This window comes from Microcoleus sp. Pol10D4, assembly GCF_036701555.1.
Classification (GTDB): Bacteria; Cyanobacteriota; Cyanobacteriia; order Cyanobacteriales; family Microcoleaceae; genus Microcoleus.
This window is the reverse complement of record NZ_JAUBRA010000027.1, coordinates 45,854-63,842: the sequence shown is the minus strand read 5'-3', so window position 1 is coordinate 63,842 and position 17,989 is coordinate 45,854. Positions and strand designations below refer to the sequence as shown.

At 45.9% G+C, this 17,989-nt stretch carries 17 protein-coding genes and 1 pseudogene; 8 read left to right on the top strand and 10 right to left on the bottom strand.

What is annotated here, in order from left to right; genetic code table 11:
• Window positions 1-23: 23 nt before the first annotated feature.
• Window positions 24-1,505 carry a pitrilysin family protein gene (locus tag QUA36_RS15545; RefSeq protein WP_333458308.1) on the top strand — a complete coding sequence of 494 codons (1,482 nt, stop codon included), beginning with the start codon at window positions 24-26 and terminating at the stop codon, window positions 1,503-1,505.
• Window positions 1,506-1,778: 273 nt separating this feature from the next.
• Window positions 1,779-3,005, top strand: a complete 1,227-nt coding sequence (locus QUA36_RS15540) for an SAM-dependent methyltransferase (RefSeq protein ID WP_333458301.1) — start codon at window positions 1,779-1,781, stop codon at window positions 3,003-3,005.
• A 119-nt stretch (window positions 3,006-3,124) separates the two neighbouring features.
• Here QUA36_RS15540 and QUA36_RS15535 read toward each other — a convergent pair whose 3' ends face one another.
• The 6 genes and pseudogenes from QUA36_RS15535 to QUA36_RS15510 all read right to left on the bottom strand — a co-directional run bounded on the left by QUA36_RS15535 (window position 3,125) and on the right by QUA36_RS15510 (window position 7,612).
• Window positions 3,125-3,406, bottom strand: a complete 282-nt coding sequence (locus tag QUA36_RS15535; RefSeq protein ID WP_333458300.1) for a hypothetical protein — start codon at window positions 3,404-3,406, stop codon at window positions 3,125-3,127.
• A 211-nt stretch (window positions 3,407-3,617) separates the two neighbouring features.
• Window positions 3,618-5,018, bottom strand: a pseudogene (locus tag QUA36_RS15530) (IS5 family transposase); the annotation flags it as partial.
• Window positions 5,019-5,053: 35 nt separating this feature from the next.
• Window positions 5,054-5,299 carry a hypothetical protein gene (locus tag QUA36_RS15525; RefSeq protein WP_333458298.1) on the bottom strand — a complete coding sequence of 82 codons (246 nt, stop codon included), beginning with the start codon at window positions 5,297-5,299 and terminating at the stop codon, window positions 5,054-5,056.
• 84 nt (window positions 5,300-5,383) lie between these two features.
• Window positions 5,384-5,542 carry a hypothetical protein gene (locus QUA36_RS15520; RefSeq protein ID WP_333458297.1) on the bottom strand — a complete coding sequence of 53 codons (159 nt, stop codon included), beginning with the start codon at window positions 5,540-5,542 and terminating at the stop codon, window positions 5,384-5,386.
• A 212-nt stretch (window positions 5,543-5,754) separates the two neighbouring features.
• A complete protein-coding gene (gene asnS / locus QUA36_RS15515) occupies window positions 5,755-7,146 on the bottom strand; it encodes an asparagine--tRNA ligase (protein WP_333158534.1) in 1,392 nt (463 codons plus the stop codon).
• A 100-nt stretch (window positions 7,147-7,246) separates the two neighbouring features.
• The gene (locus QUA36_RS15510; RefSeq protein WP_333158536.1) at window positions 7,247-7,612 is read right to left on the bottom strand and encodes a DUF2203 domain-containing protein; all 366 of its coding nucleotides are present in this window, start codon (window positions 7,610-7,612) and stop codon (window positions 7,247-7,249) included.
• Between the two features lie 118 nt (window positions 7,613-7,730).
• Between QUA36_RS15510 and QUA36_RS15505 the strand changes: the two genes are divergently transcribed.
• On the top strand, window positions 7,731-8,006 hold the full coding sequence (locus QUA36_RS15505) for a DUF6439 family protein (RefSeq protein WP_333158538.1): 276 nt from the start codon (window positions 7,731-7,733) through the stop codon (window positions 8,004-8,006).
• Between the two features lie 264 nt (window positions 8,007-8,270).
• Here QUA36_RS15505 and QUA36_RS15500 read toward each other — a convergent pair whose 3' ends face one another.
• A complete protein-coding gene (locus tag QUA36_RS15500) occupies window positions 8,271-8,759 on the bottom strand; it encodes an anti-sigma regulatory factor (RefSeq protein ID WP_333158540.1) in 489 nt (162 codons plus the stop codon).
• Window positions 8,760-8,974: 215 nt separating this feature from the next.
• Window positions 8,975-9,424 carry a hypothetical protein gene (locus tag QUA36_RS15495; RefSeq protein ID WP_333458296.1) on the bottom strand — a complete coding sequence of 150 codons (450 nt, stop codon included), beginning with the start codon at window positions 9,422-9,424 and terminating at the stop codon, window positions 8,975-8,977.
• A gap of 31 nt (window positions 9,425-9,455) precedes the next feature.
• Between QUA36_RS15495 and QUA36_RS15490 the strand changes: the two genes are divergently transcribed.
• Together QUA36_RS15490 and QUA36_RS15485 are read left to right on the top strand one after the other, a co-directional pair.
• Window positions 9,456-10,364 (top strand): alpha/beta fold hydrolase, encoded by a 909-nt coding sequence (locus tag QUA36_RS15490; RefSeq protein ID WP_333458295.1) that lies wholly within the window; start codon window positions 9,456-9,458, stop codon window positions 10,362-10,364.
• 146 nt (window positions 10,365-10,510) lie between these two features.
• Window positions 10,511-11,497 carry an aldo/keto reductase gene (locus tag QUA36_RS15485; RefSeq protein WP_333458294.1) on the top strand — a complete coding sequence of 329 codons (987 nt, stop codon included), beginning with the start codon at window positions 10,511-10,513 and terminating at the stop codon, window positions 11,495-11,497.
• 351 nt (window positions 11,498-11,848) lie between these two features.
• On the opposite strand, the gene QUA36_RS15480 is transcribed toward QUA36_RS15485, so the two are convergent.
• Together QUA36_RS15480 and QUA36_RS15475 are read right to left on the bottom strand one after the other, a co-directional pair.
• Window positions 11,849-11,989, bottom strand: a complete 141-nt coding sequence (locus QUA36_RS15480; protein ID WP_333160187.1) for a hypothetical protein — start codon at window positions 11,987-11,989, stop codon at window positions 11,849-11,851.
• A 122-nt stretch (window positions 11,990-12,111) separates the two neighbouring features.
• The gene (locus QUA36_RS15475) at window positions 12,112-13,803 is read right to left on the bottom strand and encodes a transglutaminase domain-containing protein (RefSeq protein WP_333458307.1); all 1,692 of its coding nucleotides are present in this window, start codon (window positions 13,801-13,803) and stop codon (window positions 12,112-12,114) included.
• 422 nt (window positions 13,804-14,225) lie between these two features.
• On the opposite strand from QUA36_RS15475, the gene QUA36_RS15470 reads away from it, so the two are divergent.
• The 3 genes from QUA36_RS15470 to QUA36_RS15460 all read left to right on the top strand — a co-directional run bounded on the left by QUA36_RS15470 (window position 14,226) and on the right by QUA36_RS15460 (window position 17,530).
• Window positions 14,226-15,092 (top strand): DUF928 domain-containing protein, encoded by an 867-nt coding sequence (locus tag QUA36_RS15470; RefSeq protein WP_333158548.1) that lies wholly within the window; start codon window positions 14,226-14,228, stop codon window positions 15,090-15,092.
• 116 nt (window positions 15,093-15,208) lie between these two features.
• Complete coding sequence (locus tag QUA36_RS15465; RefSeq protein ID WP_333458293.1) at window positions 15,209-15,334, top strand: hypothetical protein; 126 nt, start codon at window positions 15,209-15,211, stop codon at window positions 15,332-15,334.
• Between the two features lie 75 nt (window positions 15,335-15,409).
• Window positions 15,410-17,530, top strand: a complete 2,121-nt coding sequence (locus QUA36_RS15460; protein ID WP_333458292.1) for a ShlB/FhaC/HecB family hemolysin secretion/activation protein — start codon at window positions 15,410-15,412, stop codon at window positions 17,528-17,530.
• The last annotated feature ends 459 nt before the right edge of the window (window positions 17,531-17,989 follow it).

Below are 17,989 nucleotides of genomic sequence, written 5' to 3'. Positions count from 1 at the left end.
CAATAGGAAACATTGGAGAAAGAATGAAAAGGACTAAATTGAGACTGAAAAAAGTAAAGTTATTTCTGCTATCGCTTTGCTTTTTTACTGTTTCACTTGGCACGTTTAATTTGTTACCTTCCTTTGCGGCTGCACCGAAACACTACGACGAATTAACCTTCCCGGCGGTGCCCGAAATTAAATTACCTAAATATACTCGCTTCGAGCTGAAAAATGGCATCCGGGTGTATCTCATGGAAGACCGGGAACTCCCGTTAGTCGGGGGAACGGCGCTATTTCGCACGGGCGAGCGCTTTGAACCTGCTGATAAAATCGGACTGGCAAGTTTGACGGGAGAAGTGATGCGAACTGGCGGCACGACCCGGCATACGGCTGATGAACTAAATCAGTTGCTAGAACAGCAAGCAGCTTCGGTAGAAACGGGAATTGATGTTAGTTCCGGTACCGCTAATTTTAGTGCTTTAGCTGAAGATTTGGAACCCGTGTTTGACTTATTTGCGGAAGTGATTCGGGAGCCAATATTTGCTAAGGAAAAGTTGGATTTAGCGAAGAAGCAAACTCAAGGTGCGATCGCCCGCCGCAATGACGATCCTAACGATATTACCGGCCGCGAGTTTGAAAAGTTAATTTATGGCGATCGCAGTCCTTACGCGCGCACGGTAGAATACAAAACCCTCGCCAATATTTCCCGCGACGATTTGGTGAGTTTCTACCAGAAATATTTCCATCCCAAGAATATGATTTTGGGTATTTCTGGCGACTTTGATACAGCTAAAATGCGAGCGCTCGTCGAGGAAAAATTTGGCAACTGGCAACCGAGTCAAAGTGCAGAAGTGCCGCCCTTACCAACGGTATCGCCGGCGAATCAAGGTGGCATATTTTTGGTAAATCAGCCGCAATTAAGTCAAAGTTACGTGCAAATGGGACATTTGGGCGGAATGCTCAGCAGTCCAGATTACGGTGCTTTGGACGTAATGAACGGGGTTTTGAACGGTTTCGGTGGCCGTTTGTTCAATAACGTGCGATCGCGCCAAGGCTTAGCTTATTCAGTATACGCGGCTTGGAGTCCGAGGTTTGACTATCCGGGGGTGTTTGTCGCTGGAGGCCAAACGCGATCGGACGCTACAGTACCGTTTATCCAGGCAATTCGGGCAGAGATCGATCGTATCCGCACCGAACCAATTACCCCGGCAGAATTAGCTTTTGCTAAAGATTCCACGCTAAATTCTTTCATCTTCAAATTTGAAAATCCCAGTCAAACTTTGTCGCGATTAATTCGCTACGAATACTACGGTTATCCCGAGGATTTCATTTTTCGCTACCGCCGCAGCATCGAAGCAGCAACAATTGCCGACGTGCAGCGCGTAGCCAAGACTTATTTGAAACCGGAGAATCTGGTAACATTAGTAGTGGGAAATAGTACGGCAATTGAACCGCCGTTATCGAGTTTGGGAACTTCGGTAAAAGTGCAATCTGTTGATATCACAATTCCCTCGGCTACTTAATCGATGATTCCTGTGACGCACCAGACTATTGTGTGGTGCGTCACTGTGAGATTGTGAATCTAATTTGTAAATTTTCGATGGCGAACCTTACGGCTAATGAATAATATAATGCAATACGGTTTACTTAAGACGATCCCCCCTAACCCCCCTTAAAAAGGGGAGTAGGGGGTGGGATCAGAATGCCCTCAAAGTCAACCCCTACTCCCCTTCTTAAGGGTGATTTAAGGGGATCTCCGGGGCATAAATATGTTAAGTGAACCGTATTGTAATATAATGAATATAACCACACAAGAGCAATTCGAGTTAATTCTAGGTTCTAGTATAGAAAATCAAGAATTCATCAGATTAACTTTAGGGAAGTATAGAGGAGGAGAAGACGGTTTAACTAAAATTATTGTGAGAATTGTAGAATTAAAAGCAAGCATAAAGCTTTCTTTAACCTATAGTTATAAAACTAAGGAAATAGTCAAAAATCACCCAATCGAAGAAGGATTAAATTTAATCAAAACCCTGATTGGCAGTCAATTTATGAGTATTAGATTATTCTCGATCGAGCAAGATGTTCAACTTGAATATGGCAAAAATAAAAAACCTAAAATTAATTTTATTAAGCCCACCTTTACCAATCCTGTTGATACGACTCCGCAGCAACACGACCGTAGGAAGAAACGGTATATTGAATCAGAAAATAATGTATATCTCAGAGCATTAGGCATTACCAATAGTCAAGGGAATGTCGTAAGAACGATGGAAGATAAGTTCAGACAGATAAATAAGTTTGTGGAAATCATACATGGCTTAGTTGAATCATCAGAATTGGCAGAAAAAAGTCATATCTCTGTAGTTGACATGGGTTCAGGCAAGGGATACTTAACCTTCGCAATATATGATTTTCTGAACAATATTTTAGACAAGGAAGCATCGGTTATTGGTATAGAAAGCAGAATACATTTAGTGGATTTTTGTAACTCTGTTGCCCAATCAGTTAATTTTGAAAGGTTACATTTTAATCAAGGAAATATCAGTAACTATAGCGCCAAAAAATCAGACATAACCATCGCACTTCATGCCTGCGATACTGCAACAGATGATGCAATTTATAAAGGGATACAGTCTGATTCTTCCTTAATCATCCTAGCACCATGCTGCCACAAGCAAGTTAGGAAACAAATTCATCCGAATATGGTTTTGAAGGATCTCTTAAAGTCTGGTATTTTGCTGGAGAGGCAATCGGAAATAGTTACTGATGGATTAAGAGCGCTTTTACTTGAATTGTCTGGCTATAAAACTAAGGTTTTTGAGTTTATAGCTGCTGAACATACGAGTAAGAATATAATGATTGTGGGAATTAAAAGCAATCATAGTATCAATAAGGAGCAGATTATTGGACAAATCAAAGAAATTAAAAAACTTTATGGAATAAACTTTCACTATTTAGAGACTTTACTATTTCCCCACTTCTTTCTTTCCCCCGATCTGGCCGATATAATTAATGCTTAGTTGGTAAGCGATCGCGCTATAATACCAATTTCAACCCGATCGCATTCAAGCAGTAATCCTGGGTTTGAAGTACCCTATGGTCAATTTGGATTGAGTAGCGATTTGCCCGATCGCCCGATTCATGTCAGCCGATCGGGATCGACACCCAACTCGCGCAACTTTGCCGCCAATACCTCCGCCCGCTGGCGTTCCTGTTGAGCCAGCAGCCGTTCCTGTTGGGCCTGTTCCGAGCTCCACAGCAGCAAATTTCCCTGCGAATCCCACCAACGCAGCCAATTCATAGTTTGCCCCAGCCGTTCCCCCGACCAAATCCCCAGCCACAAATCCAACTCTGGAATCCGCACCCGTCCCTCAGCATCAGCAGCCTGCGTTTCATAGGCTCCATTTTGCAGATACCGCACTTCCAGCTTGGGCTCGTAGGGGTCTAGGTAACGTAGGTGGGCACTTGCAGAATCTGTTCGTAGAAGTAGAGCTTGCTGAATAATCTATCGCCAGCCAAGAACAGGTGCGATCGATATCTGAAAGCTGGGTTAAATATAAGTTTTTTCGGTATCGATTCCACAAAATATAATTGTAGATTATCTTCGACCCAAAAACAGGCGTTCTTTTTCCAAATAGACAGAAAAACACACAAAAAACCCGGCGCCACCAGGTAGCAAGGTTCATGACTAAAAAAGTAATTGCAATAACTGTACCAGATGTATTATCGAGTTTAGCCATCACTCGATTCAGACCGAATCTTCGTTTTCCTTGCCCAAATTTGCCCTCTATCGCATTTCTAATCCTCTCATCTTCCAACGCTTGCTTCTTTTTTGATTTACTGACGTTTGCTGGCGGTCTTCCTAGGGGCGGCCCACTCAGCCTAATTCCTTTTTCTTTACACCATGCTCGGTTTTCCCTTGTACGGTAAATGCGATCTGCATGAACTGACTCTGGATAATACCCTGTGAATCTATGATATGCTTCTACTTGTGTTTTTAAGTCCCCTGATTCGTTGAAATTATCCCAGCTCATCCGGTCTAAGAATACATACCCTTCAAAGCAACTGGCTGATAGTTTGGCTCCAAACTCTACGCTTTTTCCGGCTTTTCCTCTGACTATCGGACGGATGTGGGGTTGGCTTAAACTTACTATTCTATCCTCAATACTCTGTTTATTGTTGTCAAATAACCATTGCTGTTGGCGAGCGACTTCTGTGAGGACTAGCAAGGTTTTATATTGCTTTTTAGTCAGACTTTCTAGGCTCGCACCCGCATCAATTAGCTGTTCAATATGAGAAGCGTTTCTTTTGATATATTGAAGTTGTTTTTTAATTGCCTGTCTTCTTTTGTTGCGGGTGGGTCGTCTTTGTTTGGCTATTAATAAGTAATCTTTTCGGGCAAGATTACGGTAGGTTCTTGGTTTTTTCGGAATTTGACCTTTGAGCTGTTTATACAGGATATCTATGATTTTTTCGGTGTGAACTCTGGCTCTGTTTAATAGTCCTAAGTCGGTCGGATAACTAATATCGGCTGGAGCGCAGGTTGCATCTATGATTAGTTTTCCGCGATTGGGTGACTTATTTTGGGCGTCCGAATCCTTTTTTTTTTCGGGTTTGATTGGGGTGGTGGAGCGCATTTTTTCGACCATGCGTTCGTTGACTTGATTAATTAGGTTGGGACTGATTCGTTGCCGAAAGTGTACTAATAGAGATGGGTCAAATGCGAGTTCATTGCTGTAGCTTGATTGACCAATGAAGTATTGCAGATAGGGGTTTTCGCGGATCTGTTCGACTGTTTCCCGATCGCTAATTCCTAATTTTTCTTTAATAATTAATGCCCCCAATGCCATCCTAAACGATTTGGCTGGTGCACCATGCGCTGTGGGGAAATTGGCCGCATATTCTGATTCAAATTCTGACCACGGGATTATTTGGGCCATTTTTACCCAACGGTTGTCCGCTGACAATTTAGAGCCGTTGGCTAGTTCAAAGTCTAAGGCTGGGAGGGGAGCAAGCTCAGCTTTTCTGTACACGATCGCAGGTGGTGATGCACGGCTTTTGACCTATTCTACCTGTTTATCTTGCACTTTACTCTCGAGCGCGCGATCAAATAACCCAGGCCACGTAACACGCGGGCGATATATTCAGCAAGCCCGAAGTAGAGCTTGCCATAGGGAGGAGTCGATCGCACCGACAATTCGCTGTAATCTTCATTAGACAAAAACTCCATCACCACCGATACCGGCGCACCCTCCAGATTCGGCGTGTAACTCCGGCGAATCGTCCCCTCAGCAACTGGATGCACTTGCGGCACAAAAAACCAATCCGGTGCTTTGACTACAATCTGCTTATTTACAGTCGCTACCAGTCCAAAATTGGAACCAATAAGGGCGATCGATTAAATGCGTCCAGCGGCTCCCAGAGCATCGGTGAGAGCGGCCGCAAGGGGTGGTTGTTGAATATTTTCCACAGGATCGTCGGGTAATACAAAGTCGGCTGGTAAGGCTTCCCAGGTGACAGTTGGTGTTTTGGAACTCGATGGGATTTGAAGTACCATTAGCTCATACCATTTGAGATTTTATATTTTAGATTACTCGTTACCAGACTGGAGCCTGCTAACGCCGGGAGGCTCTGCCTCCATTTTACCAAGCGAGGCAGAGCCTCTGGATATAGTTTCCCAGGCTGGAGCCTTGGAACCAGTTAAGATGTTTGTAGTGGGGACTTTAGTCCTTCATGAATGCGGACTAAAGTCCTCACTACGAACCTCAACTAAAAATCAATAGTCAAAGGCGCTCTCGGAAACGGAATCACATCCCGAATATTCCCCATTCCCGTCATAAACTGCACTAACCGTTCAAATCCCAAACCAAAGCCAGCGTGAGGCACAGTACCGTAGCGGCGCAAATCCAAATACCACCACAATTCCTCCTTATTCATACCCTGGGCTTCCATGCGCCGCTCCAACACATCCAGCCTTTCTTCCCGCTGCGAACCGCCTATAATTTCCCCAATATTAGGAGCCAAAACATCCATTGCTCGCACCGTTTTATCGTCCTCATTTAAACGCATATAAAATGCTTTAATCCCGACGGGATAATCGCTGACAATTGTCGGCTTTTTAAACAAGTCCTCAGCCAAATAACGCTCGTGTTCCGACTGCAAATCCAAGCCCCAACTTACCGGGAAATCAAACTTTTTGTCGGCTTTTTCCAAAAGTGCGATCGCCTCGGTATAAGTAATCCGCTCAAACTGATTATTAATGATATTTTCAGCAGTAGCCAAAACCGTTTTGTCAATGCGCTCATTGAAAAACTCCATATCTTCCGGGCAATGATCCAAAACGTATTTAAAAATGTACTTTAAAAACGCCTCAGCCAAATCCATATCTCCCTGCAGATCGCAGAAAGCCATCTCCGGTTCAATCATCCAAAACTCCGCCAAATGTCGCGAAGTATTAGAATTTTCCGCTCTAAAAGTCGGGCCAAAAGTGTAAACATTGCCGAAAGCCATCGCCATAACTTCCGCTTCCAACTGGCCGCTAACTGTTAAATAGGCGCGCTTTCCAAAAAAGTCTTTAGCATAATCAACCTCTTGCGAATCTGTGCGCGGCACATTCTTTAAATCAAAGTTGGTAACGGCGAACATTTCCCCCGCACCTTCGCAGTCGCTAGCAGCAATAATCGGAGTATGAACCCACAAAAAACCGCGTTCTTGAAAAAATTGGTGTACCGCCGCCGAACAAGCATTGCGGACTCGAAAGACAGCACCGTGGGTATTTGTGCGCGGCCGCAAATGCGCGATTGTCCGCAAAAATTCAAAGGAATGGCGCTTTTTTTGCAGCGGATAAGTTTGCGGGTCTGCATCGCCATAAACTTGTACTTGTGAAGCTTTCAACTCAATTCGCTGTCCTTTTGCTGGAGACGCTACCAGGACTCCCGACACTTCTAGAGATGCACCTGTATTCAGTTGTTTGAGTACATTTTCAAAGTCTGGCAAATCTGAATTTATCACTACTTGCAAGTTAGCCATCGCCGAACCATCGTTGACTTCGACAAAGGCAAATTCTTTCAATTCGCGCTTAGTGCGAACCCAACCTTGAACAGTTACAGTTTCGTCGGGTTCACCTGCGCGCAAAATTGCTGCTATTCGTTGAGTTGTCATATCCACTCCTGTTTATTTAATATTTTGCACCATATTTCTCTCTTTTCTCTTCCTCTGCGCCCTCTGCGGTAAAGAAAAAAATCATAAATCTCAACATAGTTCAACCTGCATAGGATTTCAAAATCCAACCGAGCAAAATGCCAAGTCCGCCAAAGCGAACTGCTTGCCAAAAAGGTTGTTTTATGCTTCCCCAAGAAAACAGGCTGCTTTCTAAATTCAACTCGATAGTTTCCAATTCTTGCTCAATTTCCCGCAATTCTTTTTTGAGTTCGGGCAATGGATTTCGGCGTCCCGACTGGCGGATTTCTTCGCGCCGATGACCGAGTTCTACTTGGCGCTGTCGATCGACCTGAATTTGAGTGTACCGTTCTTTGACTGCTGCGAGCGATCGCTCAACTGCTGCGATCGCTTGAACAAACTCACTTTCTTGCTCTTCCGGATTTAACTCTGACTGCTGTTGAGGCATTTCGATCTGCAAACCTGACAATAATAATAAAAAAAACCGATTTCCAATTAAGTTGTTATTATATGCAGTATATTTTTAAAATTCTGAAACGGCAGCCAAATCCGTATAATTGCCAATTATGCTTGAAACTACACAAACAACCCAAACTGTCAACCTCAACGAGCTGAGTACGGTAGAACTAGCCCAAGCTCTCGCCGCGCGCCTCGCCATCCCCGAAAAAGATTGGCATCGCCTCAAAGGCAACCGTTCTGCGCGGGCCTGCGAGCAAGCTGCGGCCGCTTTGGTCTTTTTGCTCAAAAAACAGCCCGAAGAAGCTCTCCCGCGCTTAAACCAAGCAGCAGGATGGCTGGATCGATCGATATCTGCTCCTCCCTGTCCCACCCACGGCAAATAATTAGATTGCTTCGTTCTTCGTAACGCTTCGCGGTTTTGAGTTTTGACTTGAGTAGTCGCTCAAAACTTAGACAATCGCGCCGCTTGATCGAGCAGCGCGATTGTGAGTTCAAAAGATTTATACTTTTTTAACTCAAAACTCACATTTTGCATTATGATCAGCTATCAATAGCCATAGCGTTCAAATTCTCACTGCAAGCTTGAGCCCGATAACGAAAAAATTTCCAGGTCTAGCTGAGGTGAAAACTACTGCCAAATAGCGGTGCTAGCGCAAGCGAGGCAGCCGGTAGCGACTGGCAAGTTCTTTGCACAGCCGTAACTCCGTACCTTCAGAATTCCACTCTACCCGATCGAATATTTGGTAGAGAATAAACAACCCCCTACCACATTCCTGTTCCACATGGGGTAGTCCAGAGTTATCTGCAACGTCCTCTGCTAGGAGACTGTCGCAATCATCGGTATAAAGGTTGCAACCACAAGGAGCCTTAAAGCCAGAACCTTCATCCGATATCACCCACCAATATTGGTTTTGGACGATCGAAAAACGGACTCCAACAGTTTTACCGGGATCTAATTTGTTTCCATGCTTAGCAGCATTTACCAAAGCTTCTTGAAGCCCCAACCGCAATTCCGCTTGCCAGTAATCTGGCACCTCTGCTAGGAGCAGATCCAAAATAGGACAAAGGTATAGAGTAGAAGCGAAGCTAATCGTGATCCAATTGCGTCCGACGGGACGAGGTGAAATAGCAATCACTCAGAAAACTCCCTAACTTTCAGGTGGATAAAGTTCACACCCTGCATAGTTGGCTCCCTAGTATTCAAAATGCTAATTAATTGAGCGGCGCAGCTCTACTTCTATCTTAGAGTATCAAAGCAATTAAGAACAGCAAACAACGTCACAAAATATTCTGCGATTCTGAGAAACTTCTGCAGAGAACCATCAGTAATTCTACTTATAACTTTTCCCGGTCACGAAATTTTTGATTTCAGCTTTTGCCAACTCGCAACGCTTAGGTTCGCTGCAGCCCCCAAGCCGTCAACACCTCTGGAACAAACGATCCCCACCTGGAAAAGCTCGGAAATAACTATAAAAAAGTCGATCCCTTCACCCTCGCCAATGAGGCTCGACCCTAGCAGCCGCTGCTTTACGCCATCGCCCAGAACTTGCTTTTGCTGCCAAACAGCAAAATCATCATACCTAGGTATGTTGCAGCCAAAACCCGATTTATTTTCCGAAATGCGATCTGGGAAAACACCTCCCATTGCTGCGCCCCTCACAAAATCAATATTCGTTACAAAACTTATTAATCCTGAGTGCGGAAGATCGCCAGCTCCCAACTCGCTCACATTCACGAATCCTTTGCTAGCGGAAGCCCAGCGCGGATGCCAAACTTTATAAATCTGAGCGTCGCGATACAATAGTTAAAGTAAATAATTATTTCTTTACATCATGCAAACAACCCCAGCCATCACCACAGCCCCCATAGCCGGCACTTACTGGCAGTGGCGGGGGCATTCAGTATACTACGTTCGATCCAGCGATCGGCATCCAGAACGCCCTCCCCTGCTGTTAATTCACGGTTTTGGAGCCTCCACAGACCACTGGCGCAAAAATATCAGCGGCCTAAGCAAAGACTTTGAAGTGTGGGCGATCGACCTGATCGGATTCGGGCGATCGGCAAAACCCGAATTGCAGTACAGCGGCGACCTCTGGCGCGACCAACTCCACGACTTTATCACCAACATCATCGGCCGGCCCGCCGTACTAGCCGGCAACTCCCTCGGAGGCTACGCCGCCTTGTGTGTAGCAGCCCAGCGCCCCGAATCAGCAGCCGGACTCATATTAATCAACAGCGCCGGCCCCTTCAGCGAACCGCAGCCCGCACCCGAAGCCCCGCCCTTGCAAAAAGCCATATCTGCGGTAGCTAAAACCTTATTTCAGCAAGATTGGGCAAGTTTTCTGCTGTTCCAGTACGTGCGCCAGCGATCGACAATTCGGAAAACCCTAGAAAAAGTATATCTCGACCAAAGCGCCGTTACAGACCAATTAGTAGAAGAAATTTACCTTCCCTCCTGCGATCCCGGTGCCCCCAAAGTATTCGCTTCCGTATTCCGAACACCCCAAGGCGAAAAAATTGACGTATTACTTAGTCAATTAAACTGCCGGTTGCTAATGCTGTGGGGAGAAGGCGATCCGTGGATGAATTCCACAGAAAGAAGCGCCAAATTTCGCAAACACTATCCTCAGTTGACAGAACACTTTATCAAAGCTGGTCACTGTCCCCACGACGAAGTACCAGAACAGATAAACGAATTGATTCGCGCATGGATAATTGACAAGGGCATTGTTGACTGTTGACTGTTGACTGTTGACTGTTGACTGTTGACTGTTGACTGTTGACTGTTGACTGTTGACTGTTAACTGTTGACTACTGACTACTGACTGATGACTTCATTTAACTTTCTGGTTAATCTCAACTCAAACATTCTGAGGAGACGGAAACAATGACCCGCAAAAAGACTCGCCGCAATTTTATATTGAGCAGTATAGCTGTTGCCAGCGGCATTGCAGGTGCTAAGGCGATTGAACAGCAGGATCGGGAAATCGCAGCCGCACCCAATAACAAGGCGGGCGCCACAGTAAAAATGCCAGAACGACTCTTAGGCAACACCGGCGTGAAAGTGCCGATTTTCGGTTTGGGGGGAGGCGGGCAAACACCGCTGTCGCAGAAGGGCAGAGAAGCAGAAGCGGCGGTGCAAATTGAACGCGCGATCGAACTAGGCATTCGCTATTTTGACACGGCGGCCGAGTACGGGTCCAGCGAAGAAAACTTAGGCAAAGTTTTGCCACCATATCGATCGCGCCTATTCCTAGCCACAAAAACCTCCGCCAGAGACAGAGATGGCGCGTGGAGAGACTTAGAGCAATCGCTCAAAAGATTGAAAACCGATCGGCTAGACTTGTGGCAACTCCACCACGTCTCATTCCAAACAGAATTAGACCAAATTTTCAGTGCCAAAGGAGCAATAAAGGCGATCGAAGAAGCCAAACAGCAAAAAATAATTCGTTTTTCCGGCATCACCGGACACCACGAACCAGCCATCATTGCCGCAGGCTTGCAGCGCTATCCTTTCGACACAACATTAATCTCCCTCAACGCCGCCGAAAAACATCACCCGCGCTCCTTTGTTACCAGCGCTTTACCAATTGCCAAAGCCAAAAATATCGGTGTCATAGCCATGAAAATACCAGCTTACGGCAAATTATTTGAGAACGGTGTTTTAGATGGAATGCACCAAGCAATGGGCTACACGCTTTCACTTCCCGGCGTGCACTGCTGCGTCATCGCTGCCGACTCAGTAAAGCAATTAGAAGAAAACTTAAAAGTCGCCCAAGCATTCCAACCCCTGAACACAACAGAAATGGCAGCACTTGAAAAACGCACCGCCGCCGCTTGGCAAGAAAATACATTTTTCAGACAGTGGACTTAAGATATCAACTCCAAAATTCCCTTTTTCATCTGTGTTTATTTTAGGGTTTTTATTGTGGCGCGGGCGTCCCGCCCGCGATCTCAAATCCACGCTTCATCGGAATTATTCATCTCTCTTGTCTCCCTCTGTGTTCTCTGCGTTCTCTGTGGTTAAATCCTTCCGATCCAAGCGGAAACGATATGAATCATAGTTTTGTATGAAAAATGAAGTCCTCACTACGAACCTGCAATGTTTATGTTACCAAACTTGATATCATCTGCGGTGAAAGTACCTCAAATCACAAAACAAGGCGAGCCAACCCGGTCGCCTTGTTTAATATCATAAAATATGCACTTTGTCAACAGCAAAGAGCTACTTTTTTTTCCGTTTAGCCTTATCTAACCGCCTGCGATCGCGCCACTCAACAGAAGTCAAATAAGCGACCCCGCCAGTCACCGTCACCAGCAGTGCAAAGGCCACTAAAACGAGAAAATTAGCAATCGAAAATTCCACAACCCCTCTTCCTCTGATTTTACATTTTCTACTTTCGATTTTAGATTAAAAATGTTAACAATTAACAGTTGAATTTTGACTGCTAACTGTTAAAAGTTAACAGTGAACTGTTAACACTCTCGTCAAACTGCTGGCAACTCTGACAAAATTGTAAACCTCACATGATTAATTGCCAGACTTCCCACGGAAACCTCCTCCTTGTTTAAAGGAAGACCGCCGCTAGTGAGACTTTGAAACCGAATTCCCTTGCCAATTTCTACGTGATACCAAGCCAAACCCATAAAAAATCGCAACGGATAAGGACCTCTGTCTTGAATATCATCAGGATTAGATTCCATCGGCACCCAGCCAAAACCTGGAATGTAAAATTCCAGCCAAACGTGATTGAAATCCGGCTCCAGCGACACACCTTTTCTGTCAGCAAAAGCCGGACACTTGTAGCGCCCGATCGTGCGGCAAGCAATCCCGTTTAACCTAGCCAAAGCTAACAAGACTCCCACGTATTCGCCGCAGGAACCGATACCACGGCGCAGCACAATATCGGGAGTGTCAATGTGAGGTCTAATTCCGTAAGAAAGTTGATCGTAAACAAAATTACGAATGCTCAGCAATTGCCTGAGAATGTTAGTTTCCGAACCAATGGCAGCCACAGCAGCCGATCGCACAATCTCCGTATCCATAGCCAAATTGTCATTATCCACCAAATACTTAGCTGCAAACTCCGGCGACAGCTTCGGAGCCTTTTCGACATCCCGAGGCGACAACTGATACTTAATCGATCGAACTTCTAACAAAGCCTTCCAGCCAAAAATTCGGCGTTCCCCAGGGTGCAGCCGATCAAACTTAAACACCGCCACCCGTTCCCCTTCCTGAATTTCCTCAGTAAAAGGCATTCCGATCGGCGTAATTTCCCTTACCTTTTGCCGATGAGTTTCCGAAGGCAAAGCAATCCGCCACTCCAAATTTTCGATTTCTACCTCATCGAGAGGAGACAGTTCCTCCACATAAGACATTTCCATCAAAAAACCGTTTGACAAAGCGTAGCGGTCAGCTTCATTGTAGTAAAAAGACAAAGGCTGAATAAAAGTGCGATCGCGCTTCGTCAACTGAAAAGGATCTTCGGAATTCGGGTCATCCCGGATGTAAAGTTCATCCCCGGCATAAGCCACATACAGAACCTCCTCCCCGGTTTCGGAATCCTTATGAAAAGCCAAACCTGAAGGCGACTCAAAGGGAGTCAAAACGCTAAATTTAATCTCCCCAGTTCCCCGTTCCAAACAGTAAACAGTTTGCTCAGTCTTGTCGCAAACCCAAATTTCCTCATCCCGGACTGTGATATTTTCTACCCCAATACCGGGAGCGTAAAACCGAGTAATTTCCCGACCAGTTTTTAGGTCAAAAACCAGAATCGTTCCCAATCTCTGGCAAGTCACATAAAGCGTAGATTTCCAAACAGCAATCCCGTCAGCAGGATAAGAAAGTGAAACAAAATGTTCCGGTTTGAGTTCCGCGATCGCCCCGTCCCGAACTGCGCCCCGACAGCAACAAATATCCTCATCCCGCGCAAACCAGAGAGTATCTTCCGAAATAGCCAGCCCCGTTGCGCCGGCAAACTTAGCCGTTTGATAAGGATTTAAAACCGTAGTATTGTCACTTTCTCGATCGATCTCCAATAGAAGCCCTTCGGCGCGATCGACAGCGAACAACCTATTTCCTAAAAAAGCAATGCCGTGCAGTGCCAAGACTCCGATGGGTCTTACCATCCGCAGCCCCGAAGGCTGTTTGTCCGAGAGAACAGGTGAATCGAGATTCATGCTAAATTTCTTGCCGGTATTGTACAGAAAACCTGATTTGTAACTTGTAGCCGATCGCTTGAGCTTCACCAGCAAAATTGCCGAGTTTCCTGATATCCAGGGCTGACGCATCAACCAGGTGTTTTTATGACAAGACGCGTTTTAGCCTCTTGCTAGAGTTAAAAGACCCCGAATATTAGTCTTTGTCAAAGTTGGGTTTAACAAGCTCAACCCAACCTGCTGCAGTGAATGGAAGTAAGTATAACTACTAAGCTACCACTGACAAACGCGACAGAGAATTCTATGTTGAGCAGAGCGACCCAAATAATCGTATCTGCCTGAAGATATAAATTAAGTACAACAGATTACTATATCCGTCAAAACCTTGGATAGAATAAAACCGTGCGATAAAGTTCCTAGGTTCATCAGAAGGCAGGTTCGTCATGGCTTTGAAGTCTGCTCTAAATATCGGTGCTCTTTCCTTAATTCTGTCTTTAGAGGCAGTTGCCGCCGGTAGTTTTTTAATACCAGCAGAGGCTCTCAACAGCCCCGCAAACATTGTCCAGCGCGCCTCACCACCGCAGCTACCCCTCAACTGGCAAACAGTTCAACCCGCCCAAGCAAGCGGAAGTAGACCGAACAGCGAGCAATTGGGAGCCGCGTGGAATAGCTTTCAACCGCCGCAGGACGGAGTACCCGGAAGGCGGGAAGGGGGAGGAACCCGCGGTTTAGAATGCCCCACGGCCACAACTGCCTTAACTGCCTTGATTCCCCAATCAACTATGGGGCAAACCATATCAGCAAAACCGACATTTTTCTACTACCTTCCCGTAGCCCTCGACAAAACAGTTCAGTTTGAGTTAGCAGACGAAAGGGACAAAACACTATACAAAAAAAGTTTTCGCATGGTAACTAGCCGTGCAGGTGTAGTTAGTGTCAGCCTCGGCTCCGACGAGAACTCGCCAGCCTTGGAAGTTGGCAAAAACTATCAATGGTACTTTACTATCAAATGCAACCCAAAAAATACAACAGATGATGTTCTCGTTTCCGGGTGGATCAACCGCACCGCACTCGCCCCAACCGTGAAAACAGAGTTGGATGGATCGCCCGATCTCACCAAGCTCAGCATCTTCGCCCAACAAAGTCTTTGGTATGAGTACCTGGCAACTCTAGCTCAATTGCGTATCGAGTCTCCCAGCGATGCCAGTTTAGCGATCAAGTGGTCAGCAGTGTTGAACTCAGTCGAACTCGGCAAAATAGCCCAAGAACCCTTAGTCGCAAGTGAGTTAACACCCATCACAAGAAAATAATTCGATACCAGCTTCACGCAAAAAATGCAACGGTAGGCCCGTGCCCCAAACCCGGATAGCCATAAGTCATTGCCAATTCTAAAATCTAAAATCTAAAATCTAAAATCTAAAATGGTATGAGGGGTGCAGCAAGTACGAAAAGCTCGGTTTCGAGCGCGGTATTTGGCAGCGCCACAGATGATTTTTGGCTGTTGCGGGTTCTTTGGTCGATCGTCCTAAATAAATTAAAATTTTTGTACTGATCAGCAGTTCGGACTTCTGGCATCTTGAAAGCCGGACGGTGGAAATTTTGATGGTCAAATTTAGCCTAATACTAAATGATAAACTGGCATAGTCAAGCAGCCGACAAACTTATTTTAGAGAAATTATTAATTATGCGCCCGAATGCAAATATTGCACTATTTCGGTTGGGGATTTCACTTCTAACTGCGCTCCCGATGGCTTGCTTGTATGCCAATAAAGCTATATCCCAAACAAACGATATTTCTCAGTTGCCCGTCGCCGCTGACAACTCAGCAGATACGGGCAATCAAGTATTAGCACTGCAAAAACTGGAAATCAAGCAGGATGAAACAGCAACAAACTTAAATCAGCTTCCCGATTCTATTGAGACCAACCCTGAACCAGAAGCACAATCGAACCCCGCCGAGAACAGCCAAGATGCCTGTTCCACAATCGATGAAACTGCTTGTGGTGCAGGCATTTTGCCCGAACCAACAAATCTGGTTGACAACGATCGCCAATGTCAGAACCCGCTAGATTGTAATCATGTTTTAGCCCAGAACCAACCCTCGCTGCCTCCAAACCTGCCACCGCCGCCGACGGAGCCCGATCCAAATCGCGATCGATTTCTGCAACCGGCCCCGCAGCCTTCCCCAGAACCTCCCCAAGTACCGCCAACAGTAGCGCCGGGGCCCCCGTCGCCAGTTCCCCCAACGCTGCCGAATACACCAATTGAGGTGCAGAAAATTCAAGTAGTTGGCAGCACAATTTTAAGCCAAGACGAAATTAATGCCTTAGTCAACCCCTTAGAAGGCCGTTCTACCACCCTAGAACAGCTCAAACAAATCGCAGACAAAATTACCGAAATTTACCTCAATCGTGGCTACATCACTTCGAGAGCAGTCTTGCCGCCCCAAACTATCACCACAGGGGTAGTCCAAATTCAAGTTATCGAAGGCAAGCTGGCCCGAATCGAGGTAGAAGGAACTAAAAGATTGCATCCGAGTTACATCCGCAGCCGAATTCGACTCGGTGCCGGAATGCCTTTAAGCACAGCTTCATTAGAAGACCAACTCCGGCTGCTGCGAGTCGATCCTTTATTTGACAATGTAGAAGCCAGTCTGCGGGCTGGGGAGAATGAAGGCGAGAGCATTCTGATCGTCCGAGTCTTGGAAGCTAATCCGTTTCAACCTACTTTCAGCATTGACAATTACTCGCCTCCGAGTGTCGGTTCCGAAAGATTGGGAGTTAGTTTGCGGCACCGCAATATAACAGGAAATGGCGACGAACTTGCGGCGGCTTATTACCGATCACTCGGCGATTCAGACGTGTTTGATTTCAGCTATCGCGTGCCGCTAAATGCGATGAACGGCACTTTGCAATTGAGGGCGGCACCGAATCGCAACAGTATCGTACAAGCACCTTTTGACAGTTTTGATATTTCGGGAAAATCGCATTTATTTGAAGTTAGTTACCGCCAGCCTCTGCGGAGAACGCCGATCGAAGAATTTGCCTTGTCAGCCGGTTTTACGTATCAAACAGGGAGAACTTTTCTCGCTGGCGACCCGTATGCTTTTGGCATCGGCCCGGACTCCAATGGTGTCACCACTACGAGTGCAATTAAGCTGGGACAGGACTACATTCGGCGCGACCCGCAGGGTGCTTGGGCCTTGCGATCGCAATTTACGATCGGCACTAGCTTGTTTGATGCTACTCAAAACGAAGGTTCCGATCCAGACGGACAATTTTTTAGTTGGCTGGGTCAAGTGCAGCGAGTACAGCGATTGAATGACAAACATTTATTAATTTTGCAGGCAGACTTGCAGTTGTCAGCTAATAGTTTGTTACCTTCCCAGCAATTTGTAATTGGTGGCGGGCAATCTTTGCGCGGCTACCGCCAAAATGTCCGTTCTGGGGATAACGGCTTCAGAGTTTCCATCGAAGATCGGATTACTTTGCAGCGCGATGCTTCGGGAAATCCCAAACTTCAATTGGCTCCATTTTTGGATGCGGGTACGGTATGGAACGTTGCGAACAATCCTAATAAATTAACCAATCAGACATTTTTAGCAGGTGTGGGTTTAGGGGTAATCTGGGAACCGATACAGCGGGTGAACCTGCGCGTAGATTACGCTTTTCCTTTGGTGAGAATTAGCGATAAAGGCGACAATCTGCAAGATAACGGCATTTACTTCAATATAATTTATACACCCTAAAGGGACTTACTGATATCTGGCACCATTGTCAGCAACAGGCAAGATGCCTGTTCCACAAAATATAAATTTTCTTGTGGAACAGGCATCTTGCCTGTTCATAAAAGGCTAATTGAGAATGGTGCAACATCTGAGGACTTAGGCACTCGCGGTCTCCTGACTGGGGGTAATATTAATTCCCATGCTACCGGAGTTGGTATTAGACCCAGGTAACTGTCCTTGAGAAAAATCAGCTCGCTTTACAAAGCACAGTCAGCCCGTCAAAAGATAATAACATCGACGAGCCAACGCCCCGCAGCCGATTCAAGTTACTTCCCTTAACGTCCTTGCCTCACCCTTGACGCAGCCAATTACAGACAAAGATTATGAAAAATGATAGAGTTTGTCCTTAACATAAATAATTTTTTCTGACAACTAACCCCCAGCCCATCTTAATTTTGATGACCTCAGTAAAAAAAAGAG

Coding starts and splice junctions, on each gene's coding strand:
- QUA36_RS15545 (WP_333458308.1), top strand. CDS start 24: ATGAAAAGGACTAAATTGAGACTGAAAAAAGTAAAGTTATTTCTGCTA.
- QUA36_RS15540 (WP_333458301.1), top strand. CDS start 1,779: ATGAATATAACCACACAAGAGCAATTCGAGTTAATTCTAGGTTCTAGT.
- QUA36_RS15520 (WP_333458297.1), bottom strand. CDS start 5,542: ATGGTACTTCAAATCCCATCGAGTTCCAAAACACCAACTGTCACCTGG.
- asnS (WP_333158534.1), bottom strand. CDS start 7,146: ATGACAACTCAACGAATAGCAGCAATTTTGCGCGCAGGTGAACCCGAC.
- QUA36_RS15510 (WP_333158536.1), bottom strand. CDS start 7,612: ATGCCTCAACAGCAGTCAGAGTTAAATCCGGAAGAGCAAGAAAGTGAG.
- QUA36_RS15505 (WP_333158538.1), top strand. CDS start 7,731: ATGCTTGAAACTACACAAACAACCCAAACTGTCAACCTCAACGAGCTG.
- QUA36_RS15490 (WP_333458295.1), top strand. CDS start 9,456: ATGCAAACAACCCCAGCCATCACCACAGCCCCCATAGCCGGCACTTAC.
- QUA36_RS15485 (WP_333458294.1), top strand. CDS start 10,511: ATGACCCGCAAAAAGACTCGCCGCAATTTTATATTGAGCAGTATAGCT.
- QUA36_RS15475 (WP_333458307.1), bottom strand. CDS start 13,803: ATGAATCTCGATTCACCTGTTCTCTCGGACAAACAGCCTTCGGGGCTG.
- QUA36_RS15470 (WP_333158548.1), top strand. CDS start 14,226: ATGGCTTTGAAGTCTGCTCTAAATATCGGTGCTCTTTCCTTAATTCTG.
- QUA36_RS15465 (WP_333458293.1), top strand. CDS start 15,209: ATGAGGGGTGCAGCAAGTACGAAAAGCTCGGTTTCGAGCGCGGTATTT.
- QUA36_RS15460 (WP_333458292.1), top strand. CDS start 15,410: ATGATAAACTGGCATAGTCAAGCAGCCGACAAACTTATTTTAGAGAAA.